Consider the following 26,042-nt stretch of genomic DNA (forward strand, 5'->3'; position numbering starts at 1 on the left):
GATAGTTTTCGTTTTTTGCCGGAAAGTCGATATATTTGAATAATCGCTGATATATCCCGATAATCGCCGATATAAATTTCGTTTACTACTCTATTGCCCCCATCCAATACAAAAAGGGTATCACCTATTGGTGACACCCCCACTTCTATTACATCGCTTCCGAATCCCACTCATGCTCCTGCTGGACAAATACAATACCTAATTCGTGATGTCCTCCGGCGTATAATGCCGTTTGAGCGAGGCGAAGCTCTCCGTTTGTATCTAATACTTCTAATTTACAAAATGCTCCTGTCGTCTTCGTTTGAAGCGCATCGTAAAATTCTTCAGCGCTTCTTGGAATGACTCCATTTACTTTCGTAATCATTTCTCCAGGTAGTAAATTCAGCTCTGCCCCAATTGTATTCGGGATTGTATCTAATACAACGAGTCCATCATTACGTGCAGCGAAGTACGCTGGTCTTGTTTCATCCGCAATTTTTTCTTGCATCGAGATTGTGAAACGTCCAAGCATTGCAACGCCCATCGCGATAATTGCAAGTACGTGCCACCAATAACTTGCGATTCCTAAAACTAGCACAAGTCCTGCTAATCCGTATACACGTCTTCCTGTAAATAATAAAGCTTCCGTCGGTTCATAACTTCTAATCCTTCTCATAAATCCAATTAAAAATGGAACAAGGAATAAAGAATATGTATCTGAACCGATTGAAACGACAGGCCACCATGAAATAAACTGCGTTACCGCGTCACCTGGTACAAGAATAAAAATAGGAACGATCCATAAACGCTTTGATTCGTGTAAGCCGACCTTTAATCCGCGCTTACCCTTCCTCATCTTCGGCGTCGAATAGCCTACTGCATTTTTAGAAATCAATAAGCCCTCTACAACGAGCATGACGCCTAGCAAAATAGCAAGAGATACAATCGTACTCTCTTCACCTTCTCCAAGCTGTAAGAAGGAAACTGGTAGCTTAGAAGATAATAGAACACACACAATTGCGATACTAAACGTATAAGCCGCTGATAAATATCGATACGTAGCAGTTAATCCAAATAGGAGTGTCCAAAGTAAGATGACCCATAAGCTCGCTTTGGAAACAACAAGTCCAAAGCCAATTGTAATAATAGATACGATTAATCCGTATTTAACTCCCGCAAATAAGGATGTTCGCAGTTCAAACCAAATATCATAAACTTTAAAGGAAAAGTCCTTTCGTTCTCGTAACATACGTAAGTATCCGACGAAGATACTACTTATTAAAAATACATAGACAGCAGGGTGTAAGAAAAAACGTCCAACTGCCCGCATTATTTCAAAAATCCATGCCTCCACGAACCCATTCACCACCATTTATATCATTCTTTCTTTTTATATTATCATAACTGGACAAACGTTTGTTTAACACAAAAAAATACAGGCAGCAAACTGCCTGTATTTCTTTTTATTTCGCTATTAATTTTAATGCTGATTGTAATTGTAGATCATTTTCTCCAGAACGGATTTTTTCAATAATTTTCGTTTGAATCGCTTCAGCTGTCTTTTTATCAAGCTGTCCTGTCGCATCCATTTTATTCGCATTTTGGAATGCTTTCAGCGCTGATTCTGTCTCTTTACTAAAGTATCCATCTTCACGCCCTGTTACATATCCTAAACTCTTAAGCATTTCTTGCGCGTGTTTTACTTGTACATCATTTGAATTGTATGAAAGTGTCTTTTCAATTTGAATTGGCGTCGCATGATAATAATCTGGTTGCTTCACTTCTACTGTTGGCTCGATTCCTTTTTTATGAATCCAGTTTCCATCCGGCGTTAACCATTTAAACATCGTTAATTTAATGTTGCTGCCATCTTTAAATGGAACGGCTTGCTGAACAGTGCCTTTACCAAACGTTTTTTCACCAACTAAATCATATCCTTCTCCCTCTTTTAGCGCACCCGCTAAAATCTCTGAAGCAGAAGCACTTCCGTTATCAATTAATACTGAAATTGGATATGGCTTTCTTTGTTTCAGTTCCGTAGAGAACTTCTTCTTCTCACCATTTCGCTCTTCTACTTGTAACATCGGCTTTTTATCCGTCATAATTTCCCCTAGTATCTCTTCTACACTATTTAAGTAGCCACCAGGATTACCACGCACGTCAATAACTAAGCCTTTTATGTTTTTCTTCTCTAACTCTTTTAACTGATCCTTAAATTCTTTCGCTGTATTTTCAGCAAAGGAAGTGATTTGCATATAACCGATATCTTTTCCGCTCTCTTGTTTCACAGAGCTAAACACTGTGAAAATCGGAATTTTTTCACGTTTAATTTTAAATACAATCGGATCAGCTACTCCTGCACGCTTAATTTCAATCGCAACAGTCGTTCCTTTTTTACCACGAATCTTTAATACTGCTTCTTCACGTGATAAATCTTTCACACTATTTCCATCTACAGATAAAATTTGGTCATTCGGTTTAATTCCAATCTTTTCTGCCGGTGAGCCTTTAATTGGAGATACGATAATAAGTTTACCGTCCGTCTTGTTCACCTCAGCCCCAATCCCCTCTAGCTCAGGATCGAGTGATTCGCTAAACTGTTTAGCCGTTTCTTTATCCATATACGTGGAATAAGGGTCCTTCAGCGTAGACAACATTCCTTGTATTGCACCTTCGACTAATTTTTCATCCTTCACGTCTTCCACATAACGCGAATCAATTAATGCATACGCCTCATTAATTTTTGCCAAATTCCCTTGCGCAGTGCTAGCGTTTCCACTCGAAATTGTTTGCGTTACTTCTGCTGGGTTTACCCCAAATAAAGACATACCTGCAAACATTCCGCCAGCACCAATTAAAAATGCAACAACCATTCCAATAATTGCAACTCTACGTTTCAATGCGGAATTCCCCTTTCCAAAACACACAGGTGGTGTAGCAAAAGGCATCACACATTGTGTGATGCCTTTACCTATTTCTACTATATGATAAGCTTGTACGAATTATGTTTGCAACTTTTTATACTTTTAAGAAGCGACGAATTGACATTACACTTCCCCACATACCGATTAAAGCACCGATTAACACTAGTAAACCAGCTAATTGGAATACGAATGGGCTGTATGGTAGAAGTTCGAAAATTGTTCCGCCAAGTTTCTCGTTAAACACACTTTGTAGTGAATTATAAGTAACTAGAATTAAGCCAATTGGAATAATTGATCCTAATACTCCTAAGAATAATCCTTCTAATAAGAACGGCCAACGAATAAACCAGTTTGTCGCACCTACAAGTTTCATAATTTCGATTTCTGTACTACGAGCATAAATTGTAATTTTAATTGTATTAGAGATTAAGAACATTGCTGTGAATAAAAGACCAGCAATTAACACAATCCCGATATTACGACCAGTTTTTACAGTATCAAATAATCGTTCAACTTGACCTTTTCCGTACTGAACATTACTTACAAACTGCATTTTTTCAATCTTTTTCGCGATTGTCGCTGTATCTGTTGGTTCTTTTGCTTTTACAACGAATACGTTTTTAAGTGGGTTATCTTGTTCAAATAACTCAAACGTTTTTCCGCTATCGCCTAAGCTTTTAATTAAACGTTTTAACTCTTCTTCTTTAGAAGAATATTTAATAGAGTCTACTTTTGCAATCTTACTCATATCATCTTCTAATTTCTTTTGATCAGCTTCTTTTGCTGCTGGATCAATGTGTACACGAATCTCTACATCTTGCTCTACTTTCGTCGCAAAATGGTTCATATTCATAATCGCTGTTAAGAAGACACCTACAAGTAATAATGTAACTGTTACTGCACTAACAGAAGCAAACGTCATCCATCCGTTACGTGATAGATTCTTTACACCTTCTCGCAAATGTCGACTAAGGGTCTTAGCCTTCATATCCGTATCCTCCCTCAATCTCATCTCGAACAATTTTTCCGCCCTCAATCGCGATTACACGATGACGGATTGTATTTACGATATCTGCGTTATGTGTTGCCATAACAATCGTTGTACCACGCTCATTAATACGCGTGAAAATCTTCATAATATCAAGAGCTGTTTCAATATCTAAGTTACCTGTTGGCTCATCGGCAATTACAACCTTTGGTCTATTAACAATTGCTCTCGCAATCGCAACACGTTGCTGCTCTCCGCCTGAAAGTTCGCTTGGAAGTGCATCTGCACGATCTTCAAGACCTACAAGACCTAAAACTTCTGTTACACGCTCAAGAATTGCTTCTTTTTCTTCTTCAATTACCTCTAAAGCAAACGCAACATTCTCATATACCGTTAACTTAGGTAACAATTTAAAATCTTGGAAAATTACGCCTAATTGACGACGGAAATATGGAACATCTCTTTCCGCTAATGTTTCGATAACAAGTCCATTTACATTAATTGATCCTGTAGATGGCTTCTCTTCACGATACATCATTTTAATAAATGTAGATTTCCCGGCTCCACTCGGTCCAACTACGTATACAAACTCACCTTGTTTAATGTTAACTGTGAGACCAGCAATGGCTTTCATACCATTCGGGTACTCCTTATAAACATTCGTCATTTTTATCATTATTTATCACCCAATACTTAATGATTTTTTTCGAAATACTTTTCTGTACATCTGAAAATAAAAACTTTATTCTCACTTAACCACTCTTGTTGAAGGTAGCTTCCATTCATGCTTTTTATTAGCAGCGCTACTCTATGTAATATATTTCAGCAAAATTCTACAAACCTCATTGTAACATCAAACGGTTTCCAATTCGGATACATTTTTGTTACAGTTATGTTACATTCCACAAAAAGGAAAACGAGTTGGCAATATAACCAACTCGTCTATTTTACTCTCTTTATTTATGGTCAGCTAACCACTCAGCTACTTTTTTCGCATCCTCACCTTGAATGATTCCTGGTGACATGGAGCCGCGACCTTTTTCAATAATTTTTTCGATGTCTGCCGCATCATACTTCTGTCCCACTTTTCGTAAATCCGGTCCAGTCGCTCCTGATAAATCTTTCGCGTGACAGCCTATACAACTTTTTTGATAAATTTGCTCTGCGCTATCTGTGCTTGCAGATTGTTTTGAGGGCTTACTCTCTTCTTTATTTCCACACGCTCCTAAAGCAAAAACGACTGATGTTCCTAGCGCAATAGCCAACAATTTCTTTTTCACTTCTATCGCTCCCCATTGTTGATATTCTTTTCATTCCTAACACACTCATTTTCATTATAAGCATTATCTTTATATAGAAAAACTAAGGTATATTTCATATTCTTCAAAAATACAGCGAAAACCCTAATAGTATAAAGCTTTTATAGGTTGTTTCAATTCTGTGAACAACATAAAAACTTCTATAAAGTATCCTTTTTGAACGGGAAATTAAAAAAGTTCTGTATAAAGTCTTACTCTATTGCCACTCTGTTTTACTATTCTCTACTTTTTACAAAACAATATACAACATTGTATGCTACATATAATCCCATCAAAAAGAGAAGTTGTCGTTTCCAACTTCTCTTCCTCTGTAGTCCATCCTATAGATAAAATAATACTCTTTATATCCTCTATATCCTCAACATGCGCCAACAATTTTGTTGGCTTTTTTTCAATTAGCTTATTAGATGCGAGAACGTAAGTAAGCATCAATAAATGGATCAATTTCTCCATCCATTACCGCCTGTACGTTACCAACCTCTGTGTTTGTACGGTGGTCTTTCACAAGAGAATACGGGTGGAATACGTAAGAACGAATTTGGCTACCCCATCCGATTTCTTTTTGCTCACCGCGAATTTCATCTAACTCCGCTTGTTGTTCTTCTAATTTCTTTTGATATAATTTCGCTTTTAACATTTTCATCGCATGCTCACGGTTTTTAATTTGTGAACGCTCTGACTGACATGTTACAACTGTGTTTGTCGGTGTATGTGTAATACGAACTGCTGAGTCTGTCGTATTAATATGCTGTCCACCTGCACCACTTGCACGGTACGTATCAATTTTTAAGTCTTCTGAACGTATTTCGATTTCAACTTCATCATTGAACTCAGGAACAACTTCACAAGATACGAACGATGTATGACGGCGACCTGAAGAATCGAATGGTGAAATACGTACTAGACGATGCACACCTTTCTCTGCCTTTAAATAACCGTAAGCGTTATGACCTTTAATTAATAAAGTAACACTCTTAATACCAGCTTCATCACCTGGTAAATAGTCAACTGTTTCTACTTTAAATCCACGTTTTTCAGCCCAACGTGTGTACATACGTAATAACATAGAACCCCAGTCTTGTGACTCTGTTCCACCAGCACCTGGGTGTAATTCTAAAATAGCGTTATTTTTATCATAAGGATCGCTTAGTAGTAACTGAAGTTCATACTCATTCATTTCTTGAATTAAACCTTTTACTTCTGATTCAAGCTCCTCATGTAAATCTTCATCATACTCTTCTTTTAAAAGCTCATGCGTAATTTCTAAATTTTCGAATGTCTCATCTAACTGACGGAACTTTCCAACCATATCTTTCAGTGCATTCGCTTCATTAATTACAGCTTGCGCGCCTTGTTGGTCATCCCAAAATCCTGCGCCCATCATTTTCTCTTCTAATTCTGCAATTTGTTTCTCCTTAGTAGGAAGGTCAAAGAGACCCCCTAAAAGCCGCTAATCTCTTAGCCATTTTCTCTAATTCCTGTCTAATTTCTACTAATTCCATTTCCTTCACCTCTATGTAATTGCTGTTACTTTCGTATGAAAACAAGGGAAACTCTCTCCACTTATGACGGAGAGAGTTTAATCCTTCTTAATTATACATTTTTGATGTAAAAGTTTGCAAAGTAGCCTAAGCTACCGACCTGTATTACTTCCCAATGCCGCAGCAGTTTTTATATTTTTTACCGCTACCACATTTACATACATCATTGCGGCCCACTTGGTCACCTTTTACAACTGGCTTTTTCTTCGCTTCTTCACCATCGCTAGATGGGTGAACAGCTTCACCTTGAACAACTTCTTGACGCTCTAGGTTTTGTTCAATTTCAGCTTTCATAATGTAACGAGAAATTTCTTCCTCAATAGAAGCAATCATTGATTCGAACATTGCGAATCCTTCCATTTGATACTCACGAAGTGGATCAATTTGACCGTAAGCACGTAAATGAATACCTTCACGAAGGTGATCCATCGCATCGATATGCTCTGTCCATTTCGTATCTACAACACGGAATACAACAACCTTTTCGAACTCACGCATTTGCTCTTCTGGCATAAGCTTTTCTTTGTCATTGTAACGCTCTATTAATTTCGCGATAATTGGCTCGCTCATTTCCTCTGGAGCAAGGCGACGTAATTCTTCTTCTTTTACATCTCCTTCTTGCAGAAGGTTTGTATTTAAATAGTCAACAAGACCTTTAATGTTCCAATCTTCTTCAATTTCCTCTTGTGTATGAAGTGCAACCGCACGCTCTACTGTAGATTTCATCATACCTTCAATAATGCCGCGTAAGTTCGCAGACTCCATTACCTCTTGACGCTGTTTGTAAATAACTTCACGTTGCTGACGAAGTACATCATCGTATTGTAGTAACTGCTTACGTGCATCATAGTTATTTCCTTCTACACGTTTTTGCGCAGATTCTACCGCACGAGAAACCATTTTACTTTCGATTGGCTGAGAATCATCCATACCAAGGCGATCCATCATTGCTTTCATATTGTCAGAACCGAAGCGGCGCATTAGTTCATCTTCCATCGATAAGTAGAACTGCGTAACACCAGGGTCTCCTTGACGACCAGCACGACCACGTAACTGATTATCAATACGACGACTTTCGTGACGCTCTGTACCAATAACTGCTAAACCAACATTTTTAATATCGTCTCCAAGCTTAATATCCGTACCACGACCCGCCATGTTCGTCGCAATCGTTACAGCACCTTTCATACCAGCTTCTGCAATGATATCTGCTTCACGCGCATGGTTTTTCGCGTTTAAAATGTTATGACGTACGCCTTTACGCGTTAACATTTTTGAAATAAGTTCTGACGTTTCAATCGCCACTGTACCAACAAGAACAGGTTGTCCTTGTTTATGACGATTTACAATATCCTCAACAACAGCATTAAACTTGCCTTCCATTGATTTGAAGATTAAATCAGCACGGTCATCACGAACAATCGGTTTGTTTGTTGGAATTACGATAACATTCATATTGTAAATGTTACGGAATTCCTCTTCCTCTGTTTTCGCTGTACCAGTCATACCAGATAACTTTTCGTACATACGGAAGTAGTTCTGGAATGTAATTGTCGCAAGCGTCATACTTTCATTTTGAATTTCTACGCCTTCTTTTGCCTCGATAGCTTGGTGTAAACCTTCGCTATAACGACGACCTTTCATAAGACGACCAGTAAATTGGTCTACAATTACGATTTCGCCTTCTTGTACAACATAATCTGTATCACGGTGCATAACAACGTGCGCACGAAGTGCCTGATTAATATGATGAAGAAGTGCTACATGTTTTAAATCGAATAAGTTTTCAATGTGGAAAGCTTTCTCGGCTTTCGTAATACCATCTTCTGTTAACATTACATTTTTCGTCTTCACATCAAATGAATATTCTTTTTCATTTTCTAACGTACGAACGAATGCATTTGCAAACATGTATAGCTCTGTTGATTTTTGAGCTTGTCCAGAAATAATAAGCGGCGTACGCGCTTCATCGACTAAGATAGAATCGACCTCATCGATAATAGCAAAGTGAAGTGGACGTTGAACGCACTGCTCTTTATATAAAACCATGTTGTCACGTAAGTAATCGAATCCAAGCTCATTATTTGTGCTATACGTAATATCAGCAGCATAAGCTTCTTGTTTTTCTTCGCGTGACATACTGTTTAAGTTAATTCCTACTGTTAAGCCTAAGAACTCATGAAGTTGTCCCATTTCGTTCGCATCACGTTGTGCTAAATATTCATTGACTGTAACAACGTGAACACCTTTTCCTGTTAAAGCATTTAAATATACAGGTAATGTAGATGTTAACGTTTTACCTTCACCCGTTTTCATCTCAGAGATATTTCCTTCATGTAAGGCGATACCCCCCATTAACTGTACGCCATACGGACGCATTCCAAGAACACGAGTCGCAGCTTCACGAACAACCGCAAAAGCTTCAGGTAGTAGATCATCTACTGTTTCACCTTTTGTTAGACGTTCTTTAAATTCAAGCGTCTTCCCTTTTAATTGTTCATCAGTTAATGGCTTAATAGATGACTCTAATGCATCAATTTGCTCAACTGTCTTCTGCATACGTTTAATTTGGCGTTGATTTACATCAAACACCTTTTTTAAAATACCGATCATAGGAAATACGCTCCTCTTTTTATTAAAATAAAACTTCCGATTGTTTTTTCTTTTTCTCTATTACAATCAGTCGTTATAAAAATCAAATGTATGTTATGCCAATTTTTCTCCTAATTAAAAAACTAAAATGTATATACCTAATGATAATTGTAACACTTGTCTTATAACTATGACAACAATCGGCCGAATGTCTCGTTCTAAATTAAGAAAACTTTTTGTAGAAATCTATTTTCAGCAAAAAAAGCGCAGCCATTTCGGCTGCGCTTTTGAATTATTATTTAGTTTCGATCAAACCATATTTCCCATCTTTACGGCCATATACAACGTTAGTTTCATTTGTATCAGCATTTGTGAAGACGAAGAAATTATGTCCTAGCATATCCATTTGTAGGATTGCTTCTTCAACGTCCATCGGTTTTAAATCGAATCGTTTTGTACGTACAAGTTCTAGTTCATCCTCTTCTACCTCATCCAGAACAGCTACTGCTTCTGGAAGGATAAAGTTCGCTTTCATAGAACCTTTCTCACGTAACTTACGATTTACCTTTGTTTTATGTTTACGAATTTGTCGCTCAAGTTTATCAACTACTAAATCGATAGCAGCGTACATATCGCTATTAGTTTCTTCTGCACGAAGTAATAAATCAGTAAATGGAATTGTTACCTCGACACGTTGCTTGTCAGAGTATACTTTTAAATTAACTTTAATCTCTGGGAATGTATCAAAATAACGCTCTAACTTACCTAGTTTTTTCTCTACATATTCCTTTAATGCTGGAGTTACTTCAATATTTTCACCACGAATGTTGAATTTCATAGATGAATTCCTCCTTTCAAGCCTATGTACTATAATTTCGACACTGGCTTAAAAACTCCTTCTAACTTTTTTAAAAAAATTAGTGGAATTGCGATTTTTTTATCGTTTTTTGTTGAAATGAAAAGATGCATCGTTTCTATCTTTATTTTATCCTATTAACATCGTGAATAACGAATATAACTGTGGACAATTCGTTACAGAAAAGAAACAACTTTTTGACAACTCCATTCATAACAAAAACCCCTTGCAAAAAACAAGAGGTTCTACCATATATATAACGTTGCCACAAACGCAGCTTTCTCTTCCCAAAAACAATATTCCTACAGTTTTACAACATTAGCTGCTTGTGGCCCACGTGCGCCATCTACAATGTCAAACTCAACTTGTTGCCCTTCTTCTAATGACTTATAACCATCTTGTTGAATCGCAGAAAAATGAACAAATACATCATCACCATCTTCACGCTCAATAAACCCAAATCCCTTTTCTGCATTGAACCATTTCACTCTTCCTTGCATGTTCATTCCATTCCCTTCACTCTAAAAATCAGGGCATTTGCCCCATAATTTGACTATAACGAATGACAACTTACGAAGTCAAAGAAGACTTATCGTCTTTTTATTATCTCTTTCGACAGTTACAGATCAACTTCTACAGAGCGTCAAACTAGAAACTTCTCTTGCTCCTCTATCGTATAAAAGACTTCCAATTTGTCTCACTGTAATTCCTGTCGTATATACATCATCCACGAGTAAAATATGTTGACCATGAAACATCTCTTCTCCCTGAAAATAAAAAGGATTACTTCCCGAAAGCCTTTCTTTACGCGTCTTCTTACTTTGCTTTTCTGTTTCCCTTCTTCTTAATGATGGATACGAAATGTTGACAGGTAAACAAGTTGCTAATAACTCTGCCTGATTAAAACCGCGTTCATACTCCCGTTCCCTACTAAGCGGAACAGCAATAACAGTTGAAACGTTCGTAAAATACTTTTGAAATAGCTCTCGAAAGGATTGATGAAAAATACGAACTAACTCCGCATCTCCTCTAAACTTAAACTGCGCTACTATTTCTTTCATCTCATCATCGTACACATGCAAAGAACGATTTTTAAAAGGACGATACTTCTCCTTATTTATCCATCTTACGCAATCCATACAAATATCATTTTCTTTATATTCGGAAGGCAAATCCTCTAAAGGTCTCCCGCACTCCTTGCAAATCGCTCCTATAATATAGGAAAGTTTCCGCTCACATCTATTACATACATATTTTTTATAGGACTTTACAAAGAAGGTGTACCAACTAACTGTTTCCACCATATACTCATCACAAAGCAAACAATGCATTAATCGATCAACCCTTGTTCCTTCGCATTTTTGTTCATACTTAGAATGTGTTTTTTCGCGCGTACCATCGACTCTGTCTTACCGTAATGAAAATACATAACCTCGCCATATGGCTCTTCAAAACTACGACCCGCCCGGCCTGCAATTTGTACGAGCGCACTCTCTGAAAAAATTTCTTCTTCTGCCCCTAGCACCGCCACTTGTAAATTCTTCACAGTTACTCCCCTTTCTAAAATTGTTGTCGTAACTAATAACGGAATTTCTCCCTTTCTGAACGCTGCTACTTTTTCTTTCCTCATCGAATCTTCTGCATGTACACCATCGATTCTATTATCCAACTCTTTCAATAACAGACTTATTTCTTCTATATATCGCACATGAGGAACAAATAAAAAAATAGGATACTTTTTGCTGAAGTACATTTTCAACCATTGTAGTAACACTCGAGGAATTTTTTTATGATGAAGGCTTTTCTTCCAATTTCCGCACCAGCTAAATAGCGGAACTGGTAACGGATGACGATGGTATCGTCCTGAGACAATAATACCTTTTTGATTCCCCTTTCTGAAATTACGCTTCCACTTTTCATCAGGAGTTGCTGTTAAATAAATACGCGCCGCTTTCTCTTTCATCGCTTGTTGCACCGCATACTGTAACATTTGATCTGCGTGATACGGGAAGGCATCAATTTCATCTACAATCATGACATGAAACGCTCTATAATAACGTAACAATTGATGCGTCGTTGCAACGACTAACGCTGCATCTTTTTCACGATCTGTACTCCCTCCGTATAAAGCAGCTATATTTATATTAGGAAACACTTCTTGTAATCTCGGTGCTAGTTCCAGTACAACGTCTGTTCTTGGCGTTGCAATACAAACTCTTTCTCCTTTTTGAAGTGCCTCTGCAATACCGTAAAATAACATTTCTGTTTTTCCAGCCCCGCATACAGCCCAAATAAAGAAAGATTCTTTCTGCTTAATAGCTTTTATAACACCTTGCGCCGCCAACTCCTGACCGGTAGACAAAACCCCTTTCCACTGCAACTGATTTAACTCTCTTTCTTCCTTTCTTTCCTGAATCCCACGAACGAGTACAGTACATTCACTAACTCTCCCCATCGTGATGCACTTCCGGCAATACGTGCATCTTTTACTGCACCTTTTACATAAAAATGATGCAAATAATCGCTGCTCTATATTTCCGCAGCGCTGACATATATATTTAGAAGCCTTCTTTGTTATGCCTTGTACATATGCGACTTCTCCCTTCTTTTTCAAATCACTTAATTCTTTCCGTAAATCTGAAGAGAGTTCTTCTAATAGCAACTGTTTTCCAGCAAGCATTCATACCACCTCCAGCACTACTATAAACCTTTCTCATAATCTCGTAAAAACTCAAAAAAGCCGATAACCTACTTATAAAATAGTAAGCTATCGACTTTATACACATGTTTTATTCGTTTATAAATCCTAGAATCGACCGTATCCTAAGAAGTGTTTTTGGTTGTAGCTACTGCTTAAGCTAGAATAAGCAATCCCTTTGTCACCAGCATGAATCATTTGGCCATTACCAACGTAAATACCGATGTGAGATGGACCTGGTTTATAAGTACCTTGGAAGAATACTAAATCTCCAGGTTGTGGGCTACTTACTTTAGAAACCGAATTCCAGTAACCTGCAACGTCTTGACGTCCTACACCATAGATGTAAGAAATGAATCCACTACAGTCAAAACCACCGTTTGATGGAGATGCACTTCCCCAAACATATGGTAAGCCTAAGTAGCCTTGCGCTTTACCAATTACGCCACCCGCATTTGTAGTTGGTGCTGGCTCTGGTTTTTTCTTTTCTAGCTTAGGTGCCTCTTTTTTAGGCTCTTCCTTTTTAGGTTCCTCTTTTTGAGCTTGTCCACCATTGTTTGCTGGTGCTGCAGGTGCAGCTTGCTCTGCTGGTGCTGGCTGAGCTTGCGCATCTTTAGCCGCTTGCTCTGCTTGCTTTTGAGCAGCAGCTTCTTGCGCTGCTTTTTCTTGCGCTTCTTGTTCAGCAATACGTTGTAATTGTAACGCTTGCTTCTCAAGATCCTTCAATTGATCTTCCGTACTTGTCATTGAAGTTACAACTGTATCCATTTTACCGCTTAAATCGTTTACTGCCGCTGCTTTTTTCTCTTTTTCAGCGTCAAGTTCTTTCTTAGCAGTTTCAATTTGAGCTTGTGCTTCTTTTAATTCTTTTTGTTTTGTTTTTACCGTTTCAACATCTTTTTTCACGTTCGCTTGATCTTCTTGTTGTGTTTTCATGATGTCTTCGTCAGACTCAAGAATTTTAGAAACTGAATTTAAACGATCAACTAAATCTGCAACGTTTTTAGAGTTTACAAGAACTTCTGTTACAACATTTGTGTTTGGTTGTTCTTGAAGTGCAACTAAACGTTTTCTTAATAGCTCTTCACGTTTTGCAATTTTCGTTTGTAATTCTGCAATATCTTTATTTTTCTTTTCGATTAATTGCTCCGTATCAGCAACTTTTTTCATTGTTTCATCAAGCTTTGAAGCATTCTCTTGAACAGACTTATCCAAACCTTGAATTGTTTTGTTTAAGTCATTCATTTGTTTTTGCAATTCGTCACGTTCTTGTTGTTGTTTATGTAAAGTATCATTTTGTGTGTTAATTTGTGATTTCACGTCAGCAATTTTATCTTCTGCAAATACATTTGGTGTTAGCCCTGAAAACATTAACCCTGCAACTAATGCGCAAGATGCCATTTTTAGCTTTTTCATTGTATTTTTTACACCGCTTTCTTTTTTTCTTTTTCCGTATATAACCTATAAATTTTATACCATAATTCGGGATTTTTTTTGCGAATGTTACGCTATTGTAAAACAAATGTAATATTATATGTAACTCTATCGCAAAATATGCATATTTTTGTATGTATGTGTAGAATTTTAAACGTTTTTTTATAAGCAAAGAAAAAAACGTAAGGTTTCCCTTACGTTTTATTAAATATACTAATACGAATGCAATCCAAGCGTTATTTCATCCATTTTTCAGCCCAATTTTGGACTTCATCCATAACACTTTCTAATGCTTTCCCTTTGTCAGTTAAGCCGTACTCGATTCGAACTGGTACTTCTGGATAAACATTACGAACTACAATGCCTTCGCTCTCCAATTCCTTCAAACGCTCTGACAACATACGATCGCTCATATTCGGTATAATATCTGCGATTTCTCTAAAACGTTTTGACTCTTCAAGCAAAGATTTAATAATCAAGCCAGTCCATTTTTTACTAAGCAAAGTAAAAGCTGACTCAAACTTTGGACATAAACAAGAATTATGCTCCATATGTTTCACCTCTCTTCTATTATAATATAGTTTCTTGTAAAAAGTAAGTTATAAAACTTTCCTCATTATTTTATTTTACGTACATTTTACCATTTCCAAATATTAACTTGTCAACTACACGTAAAATATCCGTAAAAAAACCCTCTTAAAAAGAGAGCTTTTTATATCTTTATTACTTCGTATACCATCCAAGACCTAATGCACCTTCACCTAAATGCGTACCAATTACAGCACCAAAATAACCTGTGCGGATTGTGACATGAGGATATTTTGCTTCTAATTCAGCCTTCCATTCATTCGCTTCCTCTTCACGTTGTGCATGAATGATAACTGCTTCCATAGGTACACCTTTACTTGCTTGCTCATCAAAAATTTCAACAATTCGTTTTAACGCTTTCTTACGCGTACGAATCTTTTCAAACGGAATAATGATTTTGTCTCTAAAATATAAAACCGGCTTCACTTGTAACAAACTACCAATGAAAGCTTGCGCACTATTTAATCGTCCGCCACGTTGTAAATGATGTAAATCATCCACTACAAAATAAGCGTCCATCGTTTGTTTCATTTCATCAAAACGGGCGATAATCTCTTTCGGATCCTTTCCTTCGCTTGCTAGCCTTGCACCTTCACGCACATAGAATCCTTGTACCTCACAACTAATTTCAGAGTCGTACGTATATACATCAATACCCTCTACCATTTGCCCGGCTGTCGTTGCCGTTTGATATGTACCACTAATCCCACTTGAAAGATGAATGCTAATAACCGCATCATAATCTTTAGATAATTCTTCAAATAACTCAACAAACTTTCCGATTGCTGGTTGAGATGTTTTCGGAAGTTCTTCTTGCTCACGTACTTTTACATAAAAATCATCTGCTGAAATTTCAGCTTCTTCTTGATAAGATTCCGTTCCAAACACAACGTTTAATGGAATCATATATATATTGAGTTCATCACGAATATGCTTCGGTATATATGCTGTACTATCAGTAACAATAGCTGTTTTCATTTTCGTACCTGCCTTATAAAAAAGTTTTTATTTCTTAAGTTTACACGAAAACTAAAAATGGTGCATCCATACATGAAAATGCCGGTTTGAAATTATACTCACCATTTTGACAAATTACAACAAAAAGGTGAAATACTCACCAAAAAATTCAACTTATTTATAAAAAATGTTTGAATATAAAAACGCTCGCTTTTAAAATGTAAAGTACTAGTCCATTTTGATAGATAGGGGCGTATACGAGTGTTATTACAATATTTAACAATCAAAGACTACGGCGAGCATGAAATTGTCATTCAAAAATCAAGATTTATCTGTTACATTAGCCGAGCTACAACCGAAGAAGAAGCGCAAGAATTTATACAAAAAATAAAAAAACAAAATTGGAATGCAACACATAATTGTTCTGCATATTTAATTGGCGAACAAGATCAAATCCAAAAAGCTAATGACGATGGCGAGCCTAGCGGTACAGCTGGCGTACCTATGTTAGAGGTACTAAAAAAACGCGGTTTAAAAGATATCGTCGTTGTCGTTACCCGCTATTTTGGTGGCATTAAACTTGGTGCAGGTGGATTAATTCGCGCATATGGAAAATGTACAAGTGAAGGCATTAATCATGTCGGTGTTGTCGAGCGAAAACTCATGCGTGTTATGCAGACCGAAATTGATTACACATTACTTGGCAAAATTGAAAATGAATTACGTAATTCAAAATATGCCATTAAAGATATACATTATCTCGAAAATGTCACATTTGATACGTATGTAGAAGAAGATGGAAAACAACCATTCACAGATTGGATGATTGAATTAACAAATGGGAAATGTACAATTACAGAGGGAGATATGTTGTACTTAGAACAAGATGTTATCTAAGAATAACTATATTATCACCTTTAAAGATTAATGTAGTGAATTACTTCCCTACAAATGAACTAAGGAGATTATATATGGAAGAACGTTATTATCATCTCCAAAATAGCAGAATAAAAAAGAAACGAAGAAGAAAGTTTTTCTACTTCCTTATTTTCTTATTTTTATTTGGTAGTGTAGGACTTTATATATTAAATTCCTACTCTTCTCTCATGGGGATGTATGGTGGTTTTACTCGTGAAAAATCGGATTTGAGAACTGAAGATGTAGAAATTACAAAAGAACCTTTTACGATCCTCATTATGGGTATAGAAGATTATGCGACAGACGGGCAAAATGGTCGTACAGATTCATTAATGTTTGCAACAGTCAATCCGAAAACGAAAAAGATTTCGCTTATGAGTATCCCTCGTGATAGTCGTGTCCCAATTGTCGGAAAGAATAAAGAGGACAAAATTAACGCTGCGCACGCTTATGGTGGAGAAGAAATGGCAATCAAAACAGTCGAAGGTTTTCTAAAAGTGCCTGTAGACCATTATCTTAAAATTGATTTCCAAGGCTTTAAAGGTATTGTTGATGCTGTTGGCGGTGTTACCGTAGATGTTCCCTTCGATTTCTGGGAGCGTTCTGACGAAGATTACTACAAAAAAATCGAATTTAAGCAAGGACAACAAGAATTAAACGGTGAAGAAGCACTCGCTTACGTTCGTATGCGAAAGCAAGATCCAAACGGTGATTACGGTCGGGCTGCTAGACAAAGACAATTACTAGCTGCTGTTGCTCAAAAGCTAAATTCCACCTCTACCGTATTTAAAATTAAAGATTTAACGACAGTCGTTGGAAAATATATAAAAACTGATATTCCTATTTCAGATGGACTTGCACTTTACAATAAACTATCTGGATTTGATCCTTCTACAATACAAACGTTCAAACTTGAAGGAGAAGATAAAAAAGTAGGTGGTATTTATTACTTCCTTCCTGATCCAATTGGTGTCGAGACAGTGCGTAACGAAATTAAAAAAGAATTAGGCGAAACAGCAAACACGCAAGACAATTCAACGACAAAAACCGAATCAAATCCTTCTTCAAATGCTAACTCTAACGAAAAAGCGAAGAAAGAAACGAATCAGAATCAGAACCAAACACCAACTGAACCTCCACCTTCCACAAATGCTCATGCAGAGTGGATTATGAGAAATCAGCAATAACAAAAGAGCCAAATCGCAAATGATTTGGCTCTTTTTTCTTTACTTATTAAAGTGTTTTAAAATCGCTTCTACAATTCGCTCTGATGCACGGCCATCACCGTATGGATTAGATGCTTTCGACATCTTATCATGAGCTTCTTTATCTGATAACAATTCATCAGCAAGACTAAAGATTGTCTCTTCGTCTGTTCCTGCTAATTTTAATGTACCCGCTTCAATACCTTCTGGGCGCTCTGTTGTATCACGAAGAACAAGAACTGGTACACCAAGTGATGGTGCTTCCTCTTGTACTCCACCAGAGTCAGTTAGCATTAAGTATGAACGAGCTGCAACATTATGGAAATCAATTACATCTAACGGCTCAATTAAATGAATGCGGCCATGATCGCCTAAAATATCATTTGCAGTTTCACGAACAACAGGGTTCATATGAACAGGATACACAACTTGTACGTCTTCATGCTTATCAACAAGACGTTTAATTGCACGGAACATGTTACGCATTGGCTCTCCTAAGTTTTCACGACGGTGAGCTGTCATAAGTACAAGACGGTCACTTCCAAGTTTCTCTAGTACAGGGTGACTATACGTTTCTTTTACAGTCGTTTTTAGCGCGTCAATCGCTGTATTTCCTGTTATGAAAATGCGTGACTCATCTTTATTTTCTTTCTGTAAGTTCGTTGCTGATTTTGCTGTAGGTGAGAAATGAAGATCTGCCATTACGCCTGTTAATTGACGATTCATCTCTTCTGGGTATGGAGAATACTTATCCCATGTACGAAGTCCTGCTTCGACATGACCTACTGGAATTTGATTGTAGAAAGCAGCTAAACTTGCAATAAATGTTGTCGTTGTATCACCATGTACAAGTACAATATCAGGCTTTGCTTCTTTCATTACTTTATCCAAACCTTCTAAGCCACGCGTTGTAATATCAATTAAAGTTTGGCGGTCCTTCATAATATTTAAATCGAAATCTGGCGTAATTCCAAAGATACTTAATACTTGGTCTAACATTTGACGATGTTGCGCTGTTACAGTCACAATCGATTCAATTTTGTCTGAATGCTTTTGCAGCTCTAATACAAGAGGTGCCATTTTAATTGCTTCTGGACGTGTCCCGAAAATTGTCATTACTTTTAAACGTTCAGTCATTTCATTGCCTCTTTTCTTTCACTAGTTACAAATTCTATTATGACATATAAGAATATACATGAATACATACCTTTTTAACGAATAACGGAAAAGTCTCTCTTACAAATACTTTCTCTTCCAATCGAATAATAATCTATCCCTTGCTCTTTGACACCTTCAATAGTATAACAATTTCTTCCATCAAATAAAATAGGCTCCCTCATAAGTTGTGCATACTTTTCTAACGGATAAGCTCTGATTGCTTCCCATTCCGTTATGATAAAAGCCGCACTCGCTCCTCTAATCGATTCATCTATACATTCGCTATATTGTATAGTCTCCCCAAAGATATTTTTCATATTGTGAATCGCCTTCGGATCATATAGAACTACATCCGCACCCATATGAATTAATTCTTGTATCATAATAAGGGATGGTGCTTCTCTTATATCATCCGTATTCGGTTTAAATGCCGCTCCCAGTACAGCAATCCGCTTCTTGTTCATATTTATTACTTCCTTCGCTTTCTCAATCAATAACAACTGTTGTTTATTATTTACTTCAATGACTGCTTTTAATAAGCGAAAGTCATGTGCCACATTCCCTGCAATTTGCACAAGTGCTTTCGTATCTTTCGGAAAGCAAGATCCGCCGTAACCAATGCCCGCATTTAAAAATGACGCACCAATTCTCTTATCCATTCCCATCCCTTTTGCAACATCCAATACATTTGCTCCTACCTTCTCACAAATACTTGAAATTTCATTGATAAAACTAATTTTTGTCGCTAAAAAAGCATTCGATGCATATTTAATCATCTCTGCACTTTTTATATCTGTAACATACGTTTTTAAGCGTAATTCACTATACAAATTCTCAACTTTTCGTGCTACTTCCTTATCATCTGCTCCAATTACAATACGATCTCCTTGAAAAAAATCGTAAATACCTGAACCTTCCCGTAAAAATTCTGGATTTGATACGATGTGTAATTCATATCTATTTTGTAATTTCTCCTCAATCCATCCCCTCATAACATCATTCGTCCCTACAGGAACCGTACTTTTTGTAACAACAATGACATCGTTAGTCGCATATGTTCCGATATCTTCACAAGCATTTCGAATATATGTTAAATCCGCTGTTCCATCTAATAAAGATGGTGTTCCAACTGCAATGAATATAAATTCTGCATCATTAACTGCTTTTACTCTACTTGCTGTAAAAGTTAAATGATTATTCTCACATGCATCATTTATTAATTCATATAGACCAGCTTCATAAATAGGCAAATCCCCTTGCTTTATCCGTTCAATTTTCTCATCATTTATATCAAAACATGTAACCGAGTGGCCTAACATCGCCAACCCTACTCCTGTAATCAATCCAACATATCCGGTACCTATTATCGTAATTTTCATTTCCTTCTCGCACAGGAATATACAATAGAAAATATACGAATACATAGAATTCTCCCTGTGCTTCCCCCCTCTCACATTAAAAATGAGAAAACTCTTTTACTTCTTTATTATATGAATTACTTTTTCCATTCTTTTTTAAGTTTTTGTAAAATTAAATGCACCAATATAAAATGAAATTTTATTCAGTGAAAGAGCATCAATTCTCCGCTCATTATTAGCTAAACCAATCGAGATTTTACAGGAATTAAGGTTCCCACCTCTTTTCTTCAACTTCATTTTGAGGCGTGAACCTTACTGCCCGTTCATGCGAATAAATTCCCACATTTTAACACGGAACTTACTCATTTCTACGTGTAACACTTATAATACTGAAATAAAAGTATTCACTATTAAAGAAAAAGAAAAAATGTCATATTCCAAAGCCTAATACGATTAACCTTCTCAAATGATCCAACATTCTGTATACAATTGTCATATATTCTATCTGCTTCCATTTAACGTAAATAGAAAAAAAGATTGAATTCTAATCTTTTTGTGATACCATATGTTATGAGCCTGTAAATAAACATCATAATTTTCAGATAAATACATTTAAAAAAATTACGTTAGACTATAAAAGGGTGGGGTATTAATGGACTCACAAGTGATTTATGCCATTTTGGCATCTTTCATCACTGTACTCGTCGTTACTCCTTTAGTTATTAAGTTAGCTTTTAAAATAGGAGCAACAGATAAGCCAAACGCTCGTAAAGTGCACCAAAAGATTATGCCTCGTCTTGGCGGGTTAGCGATATTTATTGGTGTAGCTGTAGGATTTGTTGTCGGCGGCTTATATGAACAAAGAATGTTAACGATAACGCTAGGTGCGATTATCATTGTAATCATCGGTATTTTAGATGATATGTACGAGTTATCTGCGAAGGTAAAATTCGGGGGACAACTACTAGTTGCCATTATGATTGTTAAAAGTGGATTATTAGTGCAAGTATTATACATCCCAATCCTCGGGGATACTGAACTTGGGTGGCTTGCTTATCCAATTACAGTATTTTGGATTGTAGGTATTACAAATGCAATCAACTTAATTGATGGCTTAGATGGATTATCTGCTGGTATTTCATCTATTGTACTTGCAACGCTAGCATATATGGCCTTCACTAGCCCATGGGGCACTGGAGCTGCTATTATCTTACCACTAGCATTAATTACATTAGCAAGTACAATTGGATTTTTATTCTACAACTTCCATCCAGCAAAAATCTTCATGGGAGATACAGGCGCACTATTTTTAGGATACTGTATTTCTGTTATATCGTTACTTGGGTTATACAAAAGTGTAACGTTATTCAGTTTTATCGTTCCAGTTATCATTTTAGGCGTACCTGTATTTGATACGACATTTGCAATTATTCGTCGTATCGTAAATAAAAAACCTATTTCAGCACCAGATAAATCGCATTTACATCACCGTTTACTTGCAATGGGCTTCTCTCATCGTAAAACGGTACTAATTATATACGCATTCGGTATTTTCTTTAGTGTAAATGCAATTATTTTCTCTAGTGCAACATTATGGTTATCCATTATTCTTCTTTTCGTTTTAATCTTCTTTACAGAGATTATTGCTGAAGTAATCGGGCTTGTACACGAACGTTACAAACCACTTATTTCCTTTTATAAAAAAGTGAAAAAACGCGAAGACTAATTGTAGTATAGCCTTTACAATTATGAAATATTCAAATAGCATCCTCTTACTTATAAGAGGATGCTATTTTTTATTTTTTACGCCTCATTTCATATTTCCAAAATATAGTTTGTTTGAGAGTCACACTATTGGAGAAAGATATACATAATAAGAAAAGGATTATATTTTCTTTTTTACATCTTTGATTGTCAAACTGAGGGTGAATGTTATGATCAAGCGAGTATTCCAATACACTATTTTATTTTTAACGATTACGATGTACGCGTCATCTCATGCAGGAGCAACTACAATTCCCCCTGCTGAACATCATCCCAATACCGAAACTACCTCTTCTACCAAAAAAATCGCGTACTTAACATTTGATGACGGACCAAACAAATATACTACGCAAATTTTAAACATCTTAAAAGAAAAGAACGGAAAAGCAACTTTTTTTGTTATTGGTGGAAAAGTGCCACATTATAAAAAGACAATGCAACGATTAATTAAAGACGGACATTATATCGGACTTCACAGTATGTCACACGACGTAAAACGCCTTTACACTGGTGACCCGTCTGCTTTAATTGCAGAAATGGAACAAACACAAAACATCGTTCAGCAAGTTACAAAATTAAATACACATCTCGTTCGTGTCCCGTACGGTAGCATGCCTTACTTAAAGAAGAATTACCGTGATGCACTTGTATCAGCTAAGTATAAAATGTGGGATTGGACAATCGATACATACGACTGGAAAAGCTATGATAATCCTTCTGCCATACTAGAAAGAGTACGTAATCAGAGTGATGAACAAGTCGAAGTAATTTTAATGCATGATTCGAGTGTAACTGTACAAATACTGCCACAAGTAATTGATTACTTACAGTCACAAGGATACAAACTTCTTCCTTATAATCCATCTTCCCACCTTGAAGTGAACTTTTGGAAAGACACAAGATTGTAACAGCTTTAGTGCCTATATGCTAAAGCTGTTTTATTTTTCTCTTCCCACCCTTCCCATTTTTGTGTAAACTTTTAAATAGTGATGAAGTTTCGAGGTGAATAGAAATGAAACGAATAGATCTCATTTTTAACGCAATACAAAAAGGCAATTATACAGAAGGTGTAACCGCATCAGAACTAGCTACCCTATTGCAACTAGATCGAGCCAATGTAAGTAGCGACTTAAACAAACTTGTAAAAGATAAACGTTTATTAAAAACAAATACGCGTCCTGTTCGTTTTTATATAGAAACGAACGCTTCGTTGGAAACGCATTCAAAAGAAGTGACTTCATTAGATACATTTGCAATTGAAAATACGAGCCTTAAAATCGCAATTGAAAAAGCGAAAGCTTCTATTCTCTATCCTCCAAACGGTATGCATACTTTACTGCTCGGAGAAACAGGAGTCGGAAAGTCTATGTTCGCTTCTTTAATGCACGAATATGCAATTGAAGTTGAACAACTTCCTAAAAATGCACCATTTATCGTCTTTAACTGTGCTGATTACGCAAATAATCCACAGCTTCTACTCGGGCAGTTATTTGGGATTAAAAAAGGAGCTTATACAGGGGCAAGTGATCAAAAAGGGTTAATTGAAAAAGCACATGAAGGGATCCTTTTCTTAGATGAAGTACATCGTCTTCCTCCAGAGGGACAAGAAATGCTTTTCACCTTTATTGACCGCGGAGTATACCGCCGCCTTGGAGAAACAGAAAACGAACGTAAAGCACAAGTATTAATCATTACTGCAACAACAGAAGAACCAAATTCATTTTTATTAAAAACATTTACAAGACGTATCCCGATGACTGTTACGCTGCCACCACTTCGTGAGCGTACACATAAAGAACGCTTTGCTTTACTACAACTATTTTTCACAAATGAAGCAATCCGCCTGCGAAAAGAAATTCACGTTAGCCCGAATGCAATGCGTGCTTTCGTCTTTTACAATTGTCCCAATAACATTGGTCAATTAAAAACGGATGTACAAATTTCCTGTGCCAAAGCCTATTCTGACTTCGTGACAAAGAAACGTGATTCTGTCTATGTTTCAAGTACAGATTTACCTTGGTATATGAAAGAAGGGCTATTCATTGAAAGAAAGAGCCGTCATCTATACCAAATACCGAATGAAACATTTATATTTACAGTTGATGAAGGTTGGAGTAATCATAAAATAGAAAATGAAAAACAGTCTTCTATTTACGATTATATTGATTATAAATACGAAGAACTTCAAGCTCGCGGTATTGAAGAGGAAGAATTAGAATTACTAATCGAAAATGATATTCAAAGCTTTTTCGTACAATATTTTAACCAAATGTCAAAAAAGACAAGTCATGAAAATGTTTTTAAAATTGTGGATCGTAATATCGTTTCCGTTTGTGAAAGAATTGCAGAACTTGCTGAAAAACATTTATCTAAGACATTTGATGAAAAAGTATTTCTCGCTTTAAGTTTACATGTACAGACAACTCTACAACGTTTGCAAGCTGGAAAACAAATTCATCACCCACAATTAAATCAAATTCGTACGAAATATAAAGAAGCGTTTTCCGTAGCTATGCAATGCATCCAACTACTGGAGGATGAATTACAAATAACAATGCCTATCGATGAAGCTGGCTTTTTAACAATGTTCTTCGTTGTTGATCCAATTCCTGCCTCACAAACAGAAGTAAAAGTATTAATATTAGCGCACGGTAACGGCATCGCAACAGAAATGGCAAACGTCGCAAACGAACTGCTCGGCATTGAGGAAGTAACCGGTATCGATATGCCGTTACATGAATCGCCGAAAGATTTCTTAGAACGTGTGAAAGTGTATATGAAAACACTCCAAAATGTAAACGGGCTTCTCTTACTCGTTGATATGGGATCCCTCGCTTATATTGGTGATATATTAGAAACTGAGTTCAAAATTCCGGTGCGTGTTCTTTCCATGGCAAGCACCCCACACGCATTAGAAGCAGCTCGAAAAGCTCAGCTTGGCTACTCGTTAGATGCATTATATGAAACAGTGAAGAATTTAACACCGTTTTACTTAAACGTACAAGAAGAAAAGAAAAAGCCACTATCACCAATGAAATCTGTTATTTTGACAGCTTGTTTAACTGGGGAAGGCAGTGCTTTAGCTATTCAAAAAATGTTGGAGAACTATTTACGATTTGACAAAGACTTAATTGAAATTATTCCGATTAGTATCGTCCATGAAAAAGATTTAACAAAAATGATTGAGAACATAAAAAAAGAGCGGAATATCATTTGTATTGTCACGAATTTCGATGTACAGGTACCGTGCTTAACGTATCATTTCCAAGACATTGTAAACTACACAGCAATACAACCAATTCAAGAATTAATTACGTATGAAGAAACATATGCAAAGATGGCTGATATTCTTGAACAACAAATGCAGCGTAACGACGGAGCCCTACTTATTAAAACAATTCGTTACGCATTAAATACAATTCAAGAATTAATTTCCTTACAGCTAACTCCTGACAGTTTAATGGGTGTTATTCTTCATATGAGCTGTATGGTTGACCGTCTTCAAAAAGGAGAAAGCCTTCTCCCTCATCCAGATAAAGAGAAACGAAGACAAGATGAATACTGGATGTATATGAAAGTGAAAAAAGCGTTGCAGCCAATTGAAAATACATTTGAAATACAAATACCTGATGACGAAGTGTTTTATGTTATGGACTTCTTTATTAAAAATCAGCCTGTAAAAAATTAATCGCGGCAGTTTTTTAGTATATCGGCGTAACTCGGATTATATCAGCGATTTTCAAAATATATCGATTTACCGGCA

21 protein-coding genes are annotated in these 26,042 nt (G+C 36.5%); 5 read left to right on the top strand and 16 right to left on the bottom strand.

Annotated features, from left to right (window positions below):
- Positions 1 to 148 precede the first annotated feature (148 nt).
- The 14 genes from AC3WVA_RS07230 to AC3WVA_RS07295 form a co-directional block, all read right to left on the bottom strand.
- Positions 149 to 1,351, bottom strand: coding sequence for a PDZ domain-containing protein (locus AC3WVA_RS07230; protein ID WP_098345444.1), 1,203 nt, complete (start codon positions 1,349 to 1,351; stop codon positions 149 to 151).
- A gap of 91 nt (positions 1,352 to 1,442) precedes the next feature.
- The gene (locus AC3WVA_RS07235) at positions 1,443 to 2,879 is read right to left on the bottom strand and encodes a S41 family peptidase (protein WP_098345445.1); all 1,437 of its coding nucleotides are present in this window, start codon (positions 2,877 to 2,879) and stop codon (positions 1,443 to 1,445) included.
- 118 nt (positions 2,880 to 2,997) lie between these two features.
- On the bottom strand, positions 2,998 to 3,891 hold the full coding sequence (gene ftsX, locus AC3WVA_RS07240) for a permease-like cell division protein FtsX (protein ID WP_048528150.1): 894 nt from the start codon (positions 3,889 to 3,891) through the stop codon (positions 2,998 to 3,000).
- Positions 3,881 to 4,567, bottom strand: a complete 687-nt coding sequence (gene ftsE / locus AC3WVA_RS07245) for a cell division ATP-binding protein FtsE (RefSeq protein ID WP_000594323.1) — start codon at positions 4,565 to 4,567, stop codon at positions 3,881 to 3,883. The genes ftsX and ftsE overlap by 11 nt, the downstream gene beginning before the upstream one ends.
- A 280-nt stretch (positions 4,568 to 4,847) precedes the next feature.
- Complete coding sequence (gene cccB / locus AC3WVA_RS07250; protein ID WP_048528149.1) at positions 4,848 to 5,171, bottom strand: cytochrome c551; 324 nt, start codon at positions 5,169 to 5,171, stop codon at positions 4,848 to 4,850.
- 442 nt (positions 5,172 to 5,613) lie between these two features.
- A protein-coding gene (gene prfB / locus AC3WVA_RS07255) for a peptide chain release factor 2 (protein ID WP_097840497.1) occupies positions 5,614 to 6,712 on the bottom strand; the annotation gives its coding sequence in 2 pieces (ribosomal slippage) (positions 5,614 to 6,639 and positions 6,641 to 6,712; 1,098 coding nt in all).
- Positions 6,713 to 6,856: 144 nt separating this feature from the next.
- Positions 6,857 to 9,364, bottom strand: coding sequence for a preprotein translocase subunit SecA (gene secA, locus AC3WVA_RS07260; RefSeq protein ID WP_048528147.1), 2,508 nt, complete (start codon positions 9,362 to 9,364; stop codon positions 6,857 to 6,859).
- A gap of 274 nt (positions 9,365 to 9,638) precedes the next feature.
- On the bottom strand, positions 9,639 to 10,181 hold the full coding sequence (gene hpf / locus AC3WVA_RS07265; RefSeq protein ID WP_048528141.1) for a ribosome hibernation-promoting factor, HPF/YfiA family: 543 nt from the start codon (positions 10,179 to 10,181) through the stop codon (positions 9,639 to 9,641).
- A 320-nt stretch (positions 10,182 to 10,501) separates the two neighbouring features.
- Positions 10,502 to 10,699: a cold shock protein CspC gene (gene cspC / locus AC3WVA_RS07270; protein ID WP_001990088.1), complete on the bottom strand. Its 198-nt coding sequence runs from the start codon at positions 10,697 to 10,699 to the stop codon at positions 10,502 to 10,504.
- 126 nt (positions 10,700 to 10,825) lie between these two features.
- Positions 10,826 to 11,530, bottom strand: a complete 705-nt coding sequence (locus AC3WVA_RS07275; RefSeq protein ID WP_098345448.1) for a ComFC family protein — start codon at positions 11,528 to 11,530, stop codon at positions 10,826 to 10,828.
- On the bottom strand, positions 11,530 to 12,879 hold the full coding sequence (gene comFA / locus AC3WVA_RS07280; RefSeq protein WP_098345449.1) for an ATP-dependent helicase ComFA: 1,350 nt from the start codon (positions 12,877 to 12,879) through the stop codon (positions 11,530 to 11,532). Before comFA ends, AC3WVA_RS07275 begins: the two co-directional genes overlap by 1 nt.
- A gap of 126 nt (positions 12,880 to 13,005) precedes the next feature.
- Positions 13,006 to 14,313: a C40 family peptidase gene (locus AC3WVA_RS07285; protein WP_195755979.1), complete on the bottom strand. Its 1,308-nt coding sequence runs from the start codon at positions 14,311 to 14,313 to the stop codon at positions 13,006 to 13,008.
- Between the two features lie 254 nt (positions 14,314 to 14,567).
- Positions 14,568 to 14,882, bottom strand: coding sequence for a winged helix-turn-helix transcriptional regulator (locus AC3WVA_RS07290; RefSeq protein WP_000400857.1), 315 nt, complete (start codon positions 14,880 to 14,882; stop codon positions 14,568 to 14,570).
- 172 nt (positions 14,883 to 15,054) lie between these two features.
- On the bottom strand, positions 15,055 to 15,897 hold the full coding sequence (locus AC3WVA_RS07295) for a DegV family protein (protein WP_048528137.1): 843 nt from the start codon (positions 15,895 to 15,897) through the stop codon (positions 15,055 to 15,057).
- A gap of 240 nt (positions 15,898 to 16,137) precedes the next feature.
- On the opposite strand from AC3WVA_RS07295, the gene AC3WVA_RS07300 reads away from it, so the two are divergent.
- Together AC3WVA_RS07300 and AC3WVA_RS07305 are read left to right on the top strand one after the other, a co-directional pair.
- Entirely contained in the window at positions 16,138 to 16,773 is a 636-nt protein-coding gene (locus tag AC3WVA_RS07300) for a YigZ family protein (protein ID WP_048528136.1), read from the top strand.
- A gap of 74 nt (positions 16,774 to 16,847) precedes the next feature.
- Complete coding sequence (locus tag AC3WVA_RS07305; RefSeq protein ID WP_098345451.1) at positions 16,848 to 17,981, top strand: LCP family protein; 1,134 nt, start codon at positions 16,848 to 16,850, stop codon at positions 17,979 to 17,981.
- 39 nt (positions 17,982 to 18,020) lie between these two features.
- Here AC3WVA_RS07305 and wecB read toward each other — a convergent pair whose 3' ends face one another.
- On the bottom strand, positions 18,021 to 19,136 hold the full coding sequence (gene wecB, locus AC3WVA_RS07310) for a non-hydrolyzing UDP-N-acetylglucosamine 2-epimerase (RefSeq protein ID WP_048528134.1): 1,116 nt from the start codon (positions 19,134 to 19,136) through the stop codon (positions 18,021 to 18,023).
- A 74-nt stretch (positions 19,137 to 19,210) separates the two neighbouring features.
- Positions 19,211 to 20,581: a UDP-glucose dehydrogenase family protein gene (locus AC3WVA_RS07315; RefSeq protein WP_098881003.1), complete on the bottom strand. Its 1,371-nt coding sequence runs from the start codon at positions 20,579 to 20,581 to the stop codon at positions 19,211 to 19,213.
- 586 nt (positions 20,582 to 21,167) lie between these two features.
- Here AC3WVA_RS07315 and tagO point away from each other — a divergent pair.
- The 3 genes from tagO to AC3WVA_RS07330 all read left to right on the top strand — a co-directional run bounded on the left by tagO (position 21,168) and on the right by AC3WVA_RS07330 (position 25,967).
- Complete coding sequence (tagO, locus tag AC3WVA_RS07320; protein WP_048528133.1) at positions 21,168 to 22,241, top strand: UDP-N-acetylglucosamine--undecaprenyl-phosphate N-acetylglucosaminephosphotransferase TagO; 1,074 nt, start codon at positions 21,168 to 21,170, stop codon at positions 22,239 to 22,241.
- A gap of 208 nt (positions 22,242 to 22,449) precedes the next feature.
- The gene (locus tag AC3WVA_RS07325; protein WP_098345453.1) at positions 22,450 to 23,187 is read left to right on the top strand and encodes a polysaccharide deacetylase family protein; all 738 of its coding nucleotides are present in this window, start codon (positions 22,450 to 22,452) and stop codon (positions 23,185 to 23,187) included.
- Positions 23,188 to 23,291: 104 nt separating this feature from the next.
- The gene (locus AC3WVA_RS07330; RefSeq protein ID WP_098881002.1) at positions 23,292 to 25,967 is read left to right on the top strand and encodes a sigma-54-dependent transcriptional regulator; all 2,676 of its coding nucleotides are present in this window, start codon (positions 23,292 to 23,294) and stop codon (positions 25,965 to 25,967) included.
- Positions 25,968 to 26,042: the final 75 nt, after the last annotated feature.

This window comes from Bacillus sp. EB106-04-02-XG92, assembly GCF_058791995.1.